The sequence below is a fragment of the Bradyrhizobium sp. INPA03-11B genome (assembly GCF_040446015.1).
GTDB lineage: Bacteria > Pseudomonadota > Alphaproteobacteria > Rhizobiales > Xanthobacteraceae > Bradyrhizobium > Bradyrhizobium macuxiense_A.
Window position 1 is genome coordinate 1 of record NZ_JASGSR010000185.1, and the last position, 11,534, is coordinate 11,534.

Genomic DNA, 11,534 nt, shown 5'->3' on the forward strand with positions numbered 1-11,534 from the left:
CAGGCGTTTCGCTCGTTTGGTTATCAGGGACGCGCCGGCCGACTCACGCGGATGCGCTCACCGGCTCGGCCCTTGGCAGCGTACCTAGGGTCGCGGACTGCCGAACGGGACTGCGCAATGCTCGACAACGGCTGTGCATCGGCGCACCGCTCCGACCGGCCGCGCTTCGCCTGGCCACGCCGCGCGGTCTCGGGGGCGCGGCGGTCGTGTCCGGATCTGGTCCGACCCCGAAGTCGTTGAATGTCGGGATTTGCGCGGCCGTTGTGGAGCAAGCGGACATCAAATGCGCTTGCTTCCCAAGCAGCCGAGGTTGCGCCCTAGCTCTTCGCCAGATCGAGAAAGTGCCGCCCGGCACGGTCTTCGGTCTCGACGATCCAGGCATCGGGATCGAAGCGCAGTTCCTTGATCAATCGCTCCTCGACTGACGGTTCGGATACCGGCTGCGGCGCCGTCGGCACGAACAGCCGTTCGACCGGACGGCTGTCGTCATAGACCGTCTGCGGCGCCGGCGCATACAGCATCGCGTTGCCGTCCATCAGCGCCACCTTGACGAACACGGCACCGGCCTCCTCGGCGCCCTTCTTGCGGACCGCACCGAACACGCCTTCGGTCTGGCAGCGGCGCAGATAGGCCGCAACCCAAATACTGGTTTTCAATCGCATGCGCCGACCTATAGGCCAGCAGCGCGGCCACGTCCAATTGTCACAGATGTCGTCACGCTGCGCGGGTTGACCGACACAATCGTCGCTCATATCCTTGCAGCTGCGGTGCAAGCCGCGCCCGGGTCCACGGGAAGGGTTGAACCCACTTGCAGCGAATACGCGGCCAACCAAGCCTTTGTGCAGCCGGTTTTGTGGACCATCGGCGATGATGCACGGAGGTTGCCATGAACCCATCGCCCGCGCGATTCAATGACCCGAACCAACATTGATAGCCTTCCAGAACAGGCGTACTTCTCCGATACTCCGATCGACGTCAACGAGGCTGGGAGGTGCGTTGGTCGGGCGTCGCTGCGCCTCGTTACAATAGTTCGACAATCTTCATATTTGCGCTCGCTACTGTCGCCCGGTTTTCATAATGGAGACATTCATGAAGCGCCGAGATTTCTTGGGGCGAACCACGATTGCCGTTTCGGCAAGTCTCGTTGGCAGCGTCTGGCCCGGTAGTTATCGTTTGGTCGGCCCGGCACTTGCCGCCAGAAACGTAGACGACCAGAGAGCTACTCTCGAACAGCAATTTGCAGAATTTGCGCTTGCGATCCGATATGAAGCTCTCCCGCCAGATGTGATCGCTTCGGCCAAGCGCGTGCTTCTCGATACACTCGGCTGCGCGTTCGGATCTGTCGGGTCAGAGCCCGCAAACATCGCCGAGACGACCATCCGGAAAACATTCGGGGATGGCAATGCAGCAACCGTGATCGGCTATCCGCGAAGCGCGACCGTAGAAGGTGCGCTGTTCGTGAACGGAGTCCTCGTCCGCTCACTCGATATGAACGATACCTACATCGGTACCGAGCCGCTTCATCCAAGCGAGGTGCTTCCGACAGCGCTTGCGCTCTGCGAAGAGCGCGGGCGAAGCGGCCGCGATCTGATCGAGGCGATGGTGGTCGGCTATGAGGCCAGCACGCGCGTGAATGATGCCATCTCCTTTCTCGAGCGCGGCTTCCATCCGTTGTGTGCAGCCTCGTATGGCATCCCTCTGATTGCGGGCAAGGTCTGGGGACTCCCAAGGGAAGCGATCGCAAACGCGGTGGGAATATCAGGTGCTCGTGGATTCACGAGTTTTGTCGTCAACAGTGGCGCTATCAGCATGATGAAAGCCATGGGGCTCGCGGCAACCGCGGCTGATGGCGTATTTGTAACGCGCCTTGCCGCGCAGGGCTTTACCGGCCCATCCGGCACGCTGGAATGGCTGGCGTCGAAGATGAAACCTGTGAAGGAGGGGTTTGCCGTCGATCTCGAACTTGCCCGATACCGGCTGCCTCGCGTGGCATTCAAGCGCTTTCCTGTTCAGATCGAACTGCAGGCTGTGGCCGAAGCTGGCGCATCACTTTCCACACGGATCAAAGGTCGAACGCAAGATATACGGACGATCACGGTTGAGACCTATCCCGGGATCATCGAGCGCGTTGCGGATCCCTCGAAGTTCCGGCCGCAGACAAATGGTACCGCAGATCACAGCCTTCCAGTTTGCCTTGCCATGGCTATTCTCGACGGTGATGTGACAGTCTCGCAATTCGAGAAGGATCGCTGGCAAGGACGGGACGTGATGGCTTTGGTGGAGAAGACCTCCGTGAAGCCCGCAGAGTCGCTTATTGCGAGACTGCCCAAGGGCGCGGCGCAAGCGTCGAGATTCTATTCGCAGACGGTCAGTCCGAGCGCGAGACCGTGGAGATCCCTGAAGGTGATGCGCAACGCCCGCTCTCGCGATCGTCGCTTGAACGGAAATTCATGAACTTTGCCGTGCCAGTCGTCGGTAAAGCTGCTGCAGAACGCATCATGTCACTCGTCGATGGTCTCGAAGATCTCAAGGATATCCAAGATTTGACAAGGGCACTCAGAGGACCGGGAAAGCAAAATCCGGCGTGAACCAAATGAGACCGCCGATTGGCGGACTGCCGAGTTTGGCCCGTCGCGACATATTTGCTGCCGCACGAACTTGGTCGCTATTGGGGCAATCCGGGCGTAGCCTTCTTCGAGTCACGCCATCGGGTAGGTGCACGGCTTAATCGATCGAATGCCCGATCATGGTGCCGAGCTCGCGCACCAGACGATCGGACATCTGGCCGGTCACCGGCAGCTTGCGTGCGCGCTCGAACTTCGCGATCGCGTGCTGGGTGTCGGCACCGATCGTGCCGGTCGGCTTGAGCTGGCCGTAGCCATATTCGGTCAGCGTGCGCTGGACCGCGGCGATGCGTTTGCCGGCCGGGCTCAGATGCTGGGTCGGGATCGGCGCCGGCGGACGAATGACGCTGGACGGCGCGGCGGCCGGGGACGGTGCGGCCGCCGGCGGCGCGGCGGTCGACTTCAGCACCAGGTTGGCCATCGGATCGACCGGCTTGGCTTCAACCGGCTTCGGTTCCGGCTTGGCTTCAACGGACCTGGTCTCGGCCGGCCTGGTCTCCACCGGCTTCACGTCGACCGGCCTCGGCGGCTCCATGGCGGCCGGCTCGACCGACCGGGCGGCAGCCTCGGCGGGACGCGGGCGCGGCATTGGGCTGGTGACCGCGGCAGCCGGGGCCGGCGGCGGCAGCATCACCACCGAACCGCCGAACATCGGCGACGGATGACGGCCAGCCTGCAGGAACAGCGCATTGATCAGGATCGCAACGATGGCAGACGTCGCCAGTACGCCGGCAACCAGATCCTTCGGACTGTGCAGCAGCAGGCGCAGGACGAGGCCGCGCTCTTCCTCGGCCGCGATGGCTACTGCCTTGGCGCCGCGGCGACGGCGCGGCGTTTCGTCATCATCCAAAGTCTGTCTAGGCACTCTTCTTCACCTGATGGGTTTGCTCTTGGAGACCGGATCGCAGCGCGGGCTTCAGGGTCGAGACATTGCTGGACGGCTCGACGGCGGCCGGCGGGGTGAACGCCAGCGGCAGCGCGACCGACACGATGGTGCCCTCGCCCACCTTGCTCTCCACATTCATCTCGCCGTGATGCAGGCCGACCAGCCCCTTGACGATCGACAGGCCAAGGCCCGTTCCCTCGTGGCGGCGCTGATAGGTCTTGCCGGCCTGGAAGAACGGATCGCCGATCCGCTTGAGATCGTCGGCGGCGATGCCGACGCCGGTGTCCGAGACCCGCAGCAAGAGCCGCGAGCCCTCGACGCCGGCCGACACGGTCACCTTGCCGCCGCGCTCGGTGAACTTGATGGCGTTGGAAACCAGATTGAGCACGATCTGCTTGAACGCGCGCGGATCGCCGTTCACGACCGGCAGGTCGTCGCCCACGCGGGTGACGAGGTCGACGCCGCTCTCGCGCGCCTTCAACGCCACCAGGTTGCAGCAATTGAGCAGCGCCGGCCGCGGCGCGAACGGCTCCGGCGAGATCTCGAAATTACCGGACTCCATCTTCGACATGTCGAGGATGCCGTTGACGACGGACAGCAGATGCTGCCCGGAGTCGTTGATGAGCTGGGCGTATTCCTTGCGGCGGGCCGCGTCGAGCCCGAGCACGTCTTCCTGCGCGATCATCTCGGAGAAGCCGATGATGGCGTTGAGCGGGGTGCGCAGTTCGTGGCTCATGGTGGCGAGGAAGCGCGTCTTCGAGGCGTCGGCCTGTTCGGCCGCGTTGCGCGCCTGCTCGAGCGCTTGCTCCTGCACCTTGCGATCGGTCACGTCGCGCATCACGGCGACGACTTCCGCGTCGGCCGAGGTCTGGTCGAGCGCGCGGCAGCGCATCTCGACCCAGATGAATTCGCCGGCAGCCTCGCCGCGCGCACCGTCGCGGCGCACCCGGAACTCGACGCTGCGGGATTCGCCGCGCGCGGCGTCCGACAGCGCGGTGAGATAGGCCGGGCGATCGGCGACATGAACGCGATCGAACAGGCCGTGGCCCGACAGCCGCGACGCCGGCACGCCGAGCATGATCTCGGCCGTGGGCGAAATGAAGCGCACCGCGCCGTTGCGGCTGTGTCGCGACAGAACGTCGCTCATGTTATGCGCGAGCAGGCGGTAGCGCTCTTCCTCGACATAAAGCAGCGCCACGCTGGTGCGCGCCAGCGATTCCGCGCCGAAGGCGAGCCCGGCCGCATAGAAGATCGCCGACACCACGCCGAAACCGACCAGCGTGCCGTTCGACGCCACCGCGGGATCGACGGCCGGCAGCACGTGATAATGCGCCAGCACGCTCAGCAGCGCCGCGCAGATCATCGCCAGCGCAAACGCAAACGCCACCACGCGCCGCGAGGCCGACAGCGCGGCCTCGATCGGAATCACGACGAGCCACACCGCGGCGAACGACGCGATGCCGCCGGTGGTCGCGGCGATCATCATCACGAGACCGGCGAGCGCCAGCGACGACAGCACATGGGCGCCCTCGTAGCGGCCGGTGCGCGACAGGAACCAGGACAGCAGGATCGGCGCGATCAGCCAGGCGAACGCCGCGACCTCGATCGCCGTCGGCGCGCCGCGCATCGCCAGAAAGGCCGGGAACGAAGCCAGCGCCGCCAGGCTGCCGAGCAGCCGCGGCGCCATGAAGGCACGATGGCGCGCACGCGTCAGCGCATCATATTGCGCCGACGGATGCAGCAGCGCATCCAGGCAATCGCGGATCAGACTCAAACTACTCACAGCACTCGCGCTTCGGCTCAATCGTCAAGACAGACGCGCCGGAACGCCTCCTTCGTGATTGCAGGTCAACGTGTCAGAGCGAACTTAAGCGAACGCTAAGGCGCGGTGGCCCACTGCCAAACACGGTGCATTGACGAGGCTTCGAGGCTGCCATTCACCGGTCATTTGTCGGGGATGGTGAACGGCTGGTTTCCGGGTGCGACGATCTATGGTTTCGAAATGGTGGACGCGGCGCAGCCTGCGTCTCGGGCAGCCAAAAGCCGCCATCAATCGAATATTTACGGCGAATCAATTCAGGCGAATTTTCCGCGATTTTTCGGCGGATTTACTTCAATGCAGATACTTCCGATTTATCGACCGATGCTAACTCTGAGGCAAACAGCGGCATCGACCGCGAAGAAGCAAGACAAGATAGACGACCGGGATCGCGCCATGTTCTTCCTGCTGCGTTTGGCATTCTGGCTCGGGCTTGTGCTCGTGCTGCTGCCGAGAGACAAAACTCCTGAAGCGGACAAGACGCCGCAGATCAGCGCATCGGACGCGGTGTCGGCCGCGACCGCGACGATCAGCGACATGGGTCAGTTCTGCAAGCGTCAGCCGTCGGCCTGCGAAGTCGGCGGCCAGGCCGCGACCGCGATCGGCCAGCGCGCAACCGACGGTGCGCGCAAGCTCTACCAGATGATCACCGACAAGAAGCCGCCCGATCACACCGGCTCGATCGGCAAGGACGATGCCGATTCTGCCTCCGCCTCCCGCGACACGCTGACCGCAGACGACCAGACCATCGAATTCCGCCTGCCGCCGATGCCGTGAGCGCAAACCAGCGCCCTTTCGAGCAAAGTGGCGCCGGTTCGCGTGAAGAAAACACGTCAAAACCGCAGGGAACCGGTTCCATTTTCGTCGCTTTCGCGGCCCGCCTTCCTATATAAGCCGTTAAGGACAGGACGTGGGCCACGATGACGACGATCGACGAAATCAGGGACAATTTTGCGCTGCTGGACGAGTGGGACGACCGTTACCGCTACGTCATCGAGCTCGGCCGCACCCTTGAACCGTTGTCTGAGGCGGAGCACTCGGCCGAGAACAAGGTGCAGGGCTGCGTCAGCCAGGTCTGGCTGTCGAAGCGGGTCGAGCGCGATGCCAACGGCGAACCGCGCCTGATCTATATCGGCGACAGCGACGCCCACATCGTGCGCGGCCTGGTCGCAATCGTGCTGACGCTGTTCTCCGGGCACTCGCCGAAGCAAATCCTCGACACCGACGCGCTGGCGCTGTTCGACGAATTCGGCTTCCGCGACCATCTGACGCCGCAGCGCTCCAACGGCCTGCGCTCGATGGTCGATCGCATCCGCAACGATGCGCGTGAGGCGCTGGCGTCCGCCGCGTAAGCTGTTATTTCCGCTTCCGCGCCTGCTGGCCAAGTCCCATCTTCTTGGCGAGTTGCGATCGCGCCACCGCGTAGTTCGGCGCCACCATCGGATAGTCGGCCGGCAGCCCCCATTTGTCGCGATACTGCTCCGGGGTCATGTTGTACTGGGTGCGCAGATGGCGCTTGAGCGACTTGAAGCGCTTGCCGTCCTCGAGACACACCAGATATTCCGGCGTGATCGACTTCTTCATCGACACCGCAGGCTTGGCCGGCTCGCTCGGCATATCGCTGCGCCCGCTCGACACGCGCAGCAGCGCGGCATGGACCTGACCGATCAGGTTCGGAATGTCCGAGGCCGGCGTCGGATTGTTGCTGAGATAGGCCGAAACGATGTTGGCGGTCAGTTCGACCGGCGTTTTGCCTGACGTATCGGACATGGCTCAACCTTCCCCGTGCTCTCGACGGCGCGGCGCCGCACGCCGTTCGGGCAGTATCCGCGCGCGACAATACATCAACAGAATCGCGCACTACTTCGCGAATATGAGCGGATTACAGGAAATCTGACAAGAACTGCCGTGTTTTAGACTTCGGGCCGGCCGTTCGCAAGTATTGCCGTAGATCTACGGCCTTTGCTCCAGATGCGAGCGGAGCTCGTCGATCGAGGCAAACCGCATCATGCCCTCGGGCATTTGCGCCTCGATCGATCCGTCCGAATAGAGCGAATAGGCCATGCCGTCGACGACGCCCGATTTGAGCACGGTCACCGGGGGCTGCTCCTGTGGCGGCGGCGGATGGCCTGATGACGGCGACGACGCGGCCGCCGACTGCGCCTCGCCGAAGGTCGACGGCGCCCGTGGGCCACGCCGCGGGGCGACGTCGACCGATCTCGGCCGATCGGCCTTCGGCCACGCATCGTCGAATGTTGCAGGCGAGGGGTCTGCCGCGGCGGCCGGGCCCGGACGCAGTTCCGGCGACAGCAGATCCGGCGTCAGCGGCTCGGCGGCCCGTGTCTCGGACCGCTCACGCTCCTTGCGCGAGGAGGAGAACAGCAGGTTGCGCCGCTTCGGCGGCGCGCTGCCATCCGCGGGCGCTGCGCCCGGCGCGGGCGGCGGGGCCTCGGCGGACGCGGCGCGCGGGGCAAGTTCGTCGTGCCAGGGCGGCGGGGCTGCAGCCGCTGGCGCGGCCGGCGGGGGTGCGGCGACCTTCGGCTCGCGCGGCGGCGGGAACACCGCATCGTCAGGGGCATTGCGCGGGGAAGTTGCAGGCGGAACCTCAACCCTGGCATCCGCGGCACCGGGCTCGAGCCGCGCGGCGATGATTTGCAGTTCCCCAACCACGGCGGCAAGCGCCAGCACGATCGCGCCCGTGCACACGCCGGTCACGCCTGTCATGATCAAGGTGCCGCCGACGCTGAATTCCTTGTAGGGGATTCCCAAGCCGACCGCCGCCAAGCCCGCCACGACCAGGCCCGCGCCGACGACCAACAGACCAACCTTCATCGAACTAACCCCCGGGAGACCCAACCGAAAATGGGTGCGGGCCACCAACGCCACGATACCGTCATATTGCCCACACCGCCAACCGCCAATTGTAGACAGAGTTCCCTAAAATCCCGCTTAACCGCGTGGGCACGCGCCTTTCTCGCGGCCACACCTAACGGCGTCGGCGCCCTGCTTCCGTAGATTTACTGGCTACGAATTGCTGCCAATTTATTGCAACGCATCTGGGAAATTACGCCACAATTACCAATTACTCGGAAACGGAACTGCGCTATGGATGCCGGGGAATGAGGCCCTAAAGCGCCAAACTGGGCCACAGGCACGCCGGTACCACTAGCTATGTCATCGATTACGACGTCTGCCATCGAGGCGCCTGCGCGGCGCTCCGTGGAGAAGACCTGCGACGATCTCGCATTCCTCGTCCTCGGCGTCGTCGCCGTGGTCGCCGGCCTCACTTTCCGCGACTACGGCCTGGGCTGGGACGATTACACCCACGCAGAATATGCCGACCTCCTGCTGCGCATGTACGGGTCCGGGTTCAAGGACACCGGCGCGCTGTCGTTCGCCAACCTCTATATGTACGGCGGCGGCTTCGATATGGCTGCGGCCCTGCTGCACAAGGTCATTCCGCTCGAATTGTTCGAGACGCGCCGCCTGCTCGGCGCGGTCGTCGGCGTCATCGGCCTCGCGGTAACCTGGCGGCTGGCGCGCCGCGTCGGCGGCCCGCTGGCGGGACTGGCTGCGTTGCTGCTGCTGGCGCTGTGCCCGACCTTCTACGGCCACATGTTCATGAACCCGAAGGATGCGCCGTTCGCCGTGGCGATGATCGTCCTGATCCTGGGTCTCGTCCGCCTGATCGAGGAATATCCGGCGCCCTCGCCGCGCACGATCCTGATCGTGGGCCTGGGGGCTGGCCTGTCGATCGGCTGCCGCGTCCTCGGCGGGCTCGCTCTGATCTACGCCGTGGTCGGCTTCATCCCGCTCTTCATCGAGGAATTCCGCAAGCAGGGCGCGCGCGAGGCGACCCATCGTTTTGCCCACGTCGTCTATGTGCTGCTGCCGGGGCTTGTTCTCGGCTATCTCGTGATGGGCCTGATCTGGCCGTGGTCGATCATGGAGCCCGGGCATCCGCTGGAAGCGGTGACCTACTTCTCGCACTTCTTCGAGAAACCGTGGAAGGAGATGTTCGACGGCGCGCTGGTGTCGGTGCCGGACATGCCGTGGTCCTATCTGCCCACGCTGTTCGCGCTGCAGCTTCCCGAAGTGATGCTGGTGCTGCTGACCGCGGCCGTCGTCACCACCTTCATGTCGCTGTCGCGCATCGATGTGACCGCGAAGCGCAAGTCGATCATGCTGATGCTGACGCTGGCGGCGACCTTGCCGCTGGTGATCGCAATGGTGAAGCGGCCGGCGCTCTACAACGGTATCCGCCACTTCATTTTCGTGATCCCGCCGATGGCGGTGCTCGCCGGCGTCGCATTCGCCCGCGGCATGGACTGGCTCGGCGAGAACCGCCGCGCCTGGCAGCCTGCGGCACTCGCGGTGTTCGCGTTCGGCCTGCTGCTGCCGCTCAGCGAAATGATCCGCCTGCATCCGTACCAATACACGCACTTCAACCACATCGCCGGCACGGTGCGGACCGCCGACAACTTCTTCATGCTGGACTATTGGGGCCTGGCGCTGAAGCAGGCCTCCGACGGGCTGCGCGAGCAGCTGGCGGAGCGGCAGGAAGTGCCGCCCCAGAACCGCAAGTGGAAGGTCGCCGTGTGCGGACCGCAGCGCCCCGCGCAGGTCGCGCTCGGGCCCGACTTCACGATCGGCTGGGACAGCAATGCCGCCGACTTCGCGATGACGCTCGGCGAGTTCTACTGCAAGGGTCTCGCCGCGCCCGTGATGGTCGAGATCAAGCGCGACGATGTGGTGTTCGCCCGCGTCTACGACATCCGCGGCCGCAGCATCTCGAGCCTGCTGGCGATCCCGGCGCCGTAGCGCGCAGCACGTCCGTTACGCTCCTGCCCACTTCCGGAGCATGATCTCCCGGATCGTGGACCAGCCGTCGCATGCTGACATGACTGTCACGCCGTTACGCTGCCTTGCCGCGATCCGGCGCCGACGGTAGGCTCGACGCAGGAAACAGCCATCAACGGAGCAATCGGCCATGTCGCCAGCGGAAGCACGCCTGAAGGAAGTGCCGTCGAATATGAGTGCGGCGGAATGGGAGCAGCGGATCAATCTCGCCGCCTGTTACCGGCTGGTCGCGCTCTATGGTTGGGACGATCTGGTCGATACCCACATCTCGGCCCGCGTGCCCGGCCCCGAGCATCACTTCCTGATCAATCCCTACGGGCTGATGTTCGACGAGATCACCGCGTCGAGCCTGGTCAAGGTCGACCTCGACGGCAACCAGCTTTCGCAGAGCGAGTACAGCATCAACCCGGCCGGCTTCACCATCCATTCGGCGATCCACGAAGAGCGCGAGGACGCCGGCTGCGTGCTCCATCTGCACACGATCGACGGCACTGCGGTGTCGAGCGGCCCCGACGGGCTGCTGCCGCTGAACCAGACCGCGCAACTCGTGACCCACGATCTCGCCTATCACGACTATGAAGGCATCGCGCTCGATCATGACGAGCGCCCGCGCCTGCAGCGCGATCTCGGCACCAAGAACCACATGCTGCTGCGCAATCACGGCACGCTGACGGTCGGCCGCTCGGTCGCGTCCGCCTTCGAGCGGATGTACCATTTGGAGCGCGCCTGCTCGATGCAGGTGGCGACCCGCGCGCTCGGACCGATCGCCTATCCGGTCGACCAGCTCGCGATCGACAAGAACACCGAGCTGCTGTCCAACCCCGACCGTGCCGAGTTGCGCTCCACCCAGCTGGTCTGGCCGCCGCTGCTGCGCAAGCTCGACCGGGTCAATCCCGGTTACCGTGATTGAAATTTCACAATCTTCGGGTACGCTATCCGCCAACACCCTCTGCACTACCTGAATCAAAACGCCGCCCAATTCCGGGCGGCGTTTTTACGTGCGGTTCTCCTCCGTAGCCCGGATGCGGCGCAGCGTAATCCGGGGCTCTGCGGATTGACTGTCCAGGACTTCGCGGGGCCTGTCATCGCGCGCTCCTCGCTTGTCCGTCATCCTGAGGTGCGAGCTCTTGCGAGCCTCGAAGGATGCACGGCCACCGGCCGGGCCGCGCATCCTTCGAGGCTCGCTACGCGAGCACCTCAGGATGACGGGTCCAAATTTTTCGGTGCTTATCGAAACGACAACCGGGCGATGGGTTTCGCTTCGCTCTACCCATCCTTGTAATAGCGCGATCGGTTATCGTCGGAGCATTCCGAGAGGAATGGCCTGTCGCGGTTAGCGGCCGCG

The 11,534-nt window shown here is 64.4% G+C and carries 9 protein-coding genes and 1 pseudogene; 5 read left to right on the forward strand and 5 right to left on the reverse strand.

Translation table 11 applies throughout. The features are described from left to right. Window positions 1-317: 317 nt before the first annotated feature. Window positions 318-662 (reverse strand): DUF1491 family protein, encoded by a 345-nt coding sequence (locus QMZ05_RS38465; protein WP_353705501.1) that lies wholly within the window; start codon window positions 660-662, stop codon window positions 318-320. 427 nt (window positions 663-1,089) lie between these two features. Here QMZ05_RS38465 and QMZ05_RS38470 point away from each other — a divergent pair. Further along, window positions 1,090-2,588, forward strand: a pseudogene (locus QMZ05_RS38470) (MmgE/PrpD family protein). A gap of 136 nt (window positions 2,589-2,724) precedes the next feature. On the opposite strand, the gene QMZ05_RS38475 reads toward QMZ05_RS38470, so the two are convergent. Further along, window positions 2,725-3,489, reverse strand: a complete 765-nt coding sequence (locus tag QMZ05_RS38475) for a peptidoglycan-binding domain-containing protein (RefSeq protein ID WP_353705502.1) — start codon at window positions 3,487-3,489, stop codon at window positions 2,725-2,727. After that, a complete protein-coding gene (locus QMZ05_RS38480; RefSeq protein ID WP_353705503.1) occupies window positions 3,482-5,293 on the reverse strand; it encodes an ATP-binding protein in 1,812 nt (603 codons plus the stop codon). Before QMZ05_RS38480 ends, QMZ05_RS38475 begins: the two co-directional genes overlap by 8 nt. Before the next feature lie 432 nt (window positions 5,294-5,725). Between QMZ05_RS38480 and QMZ05_RS38485 the strand changes: the two genes are divergently transcribed. Both QMZ05_RS38485 and QMZ05_RS38490 read left to right on the forward strand, forming a co-directional pair. Further along, a complete protein-coding gene (locus QMZ05_RS38485; RefSeq protein ID WP_353705508.1) occupies window positions 5,726-6,106 on the forward strand; it encodes a DUF5330 domain-containing protein in 381 nt (126 codons plus the stop codon). A gap of 143 nt (window positions 6,107-6,249) precedes the next feature. After that, entirely contained in the window at window positions 6,250-6,681 is a 432-nt protein-coding gene (locus tag QMZ05_RS38490; RefSeq protein WP_353705504.1) for a SufE family protein, read from the forward strand. Between the two features lie 4 nt (window positions 6,682-6,685). On the opposite strand, the gene QMZ05_RS38495 is transcribed toward QMZ05_RS38490, so the two are convergent. Both QMZ05_RS38495 and QMZ05_RS38500 read right to left on the reverse strand, forming a co-directional pair. After that, window positions 6,686-7,099 carry a MucR family transcriptional regulator gene (locus QMZ05_RS38495; RefSeq protein WP_050420182.1) on the reverse strand — a complete coding sequence of 138 codons (414 nt, stop codon included), beginning with the start codon at window positions 7,097-7,099 and terminating at the stop codon, window positions 6,686-6,688. A 183-nt stretch (window positions 7,100-7,282) separates the two neighbouring features. Continuing rightward, window positions 7,283-8,161 carry a DUF308 domain-containing protein gene (locus QMZ05_RS38500; protein ID WP_353705505.1) on the reverse strand — a complete coding sequence of 293 codons (879 nt, stop codon included), beginning with the start codon at window positions 8,159-8,161 and terminating at the stop codon, window positions 7,283-7,285. Between the two features lie 339 nt (window positions 8,162-8,500). Here QMZ05_RS38500 and QMZ05_RS38505 point away from each other — a divergent pair, with 339 nt between their 5' ends. Then, entirely contained in the window at window positions 8,501-10,150 is a 1,650-nt protein-coding gene (locus QMZ05_RS38505) for a glycosyltransferase family 39 protein (RefSeq protein WP_353705506.1), read from the forward strand. A gap of 169 nt (window positions 10,151-10,319) precedes the next feature. Continuing rightward, window positions 10,320-11,099 carry a class II aldolase/adducin family protein gene (locus tag QMZ05_RS38510; protein ID WP_353705507.1) on the forward strand — a complete coding sequence of 260 codons (780 nt, stop codon included), beginning with the start codon at window positions 10,320-10,322 and terminating at the stop codon, window positions 11,097-11,099. The last annotated feature ends 435 nt before the right edge of the window (window positions 11,100-11,534 follow it).

Bases quoted from the DNA above. Each gene is read 5' to 3' on its own strand.
- QMZ05_RS38465 (WP_353705501.1), bottom strand. From the start codon at position 662: ATGCGATTGAAAACCAGTATTTGGGTTGCGGCCTATCTGCGCCGCTGC.
- QMZ05_RS38485 (WP_353705508.1), top strand. From the start codon at position 5,726: ATGTTCTTCCTGCTGCGTTTGGCATTCTGGCTCGGGCTTGTGCTCGTG.
- QMZ05_RS38490 (WP_353705504.1), top strand. From the start codon at position 6,250: ATGACGACGATCGACGAAATCAGGGACAATTTTGCGCTGCTGGACGAG.
- QMZ05_RS38495 (WP_050420182.1), bottom strand. From the start codon at position 7,099: ATGTCCGATACGTCAGGCAAAACGCCGGTCGAACTGACCGCCAACATC.
- QMZ05_RS38500 (WP_353705505.1), bottom strand. From the start codon at position 8,161: ATGAAGGTTGGTCTGTTGGTCGTCGGCGCGGGCCTGGTCGTGGCGGGC.
- QMZ05_RS38505 (WP_353705506.1), top strand. From the start codon at position 8,501: ATGTCATCGATTACGACGTCTGCCATCGAGGCGCCTGCGCGGCGCTCC.
- QMZ05_RS38510 (WP_353705507.1), top strand. From the start codon at position 10,320: ATGTCGCCAGCGGAAGCACGCCTGAAGGAAGTGCCGTCGAATATGAGT.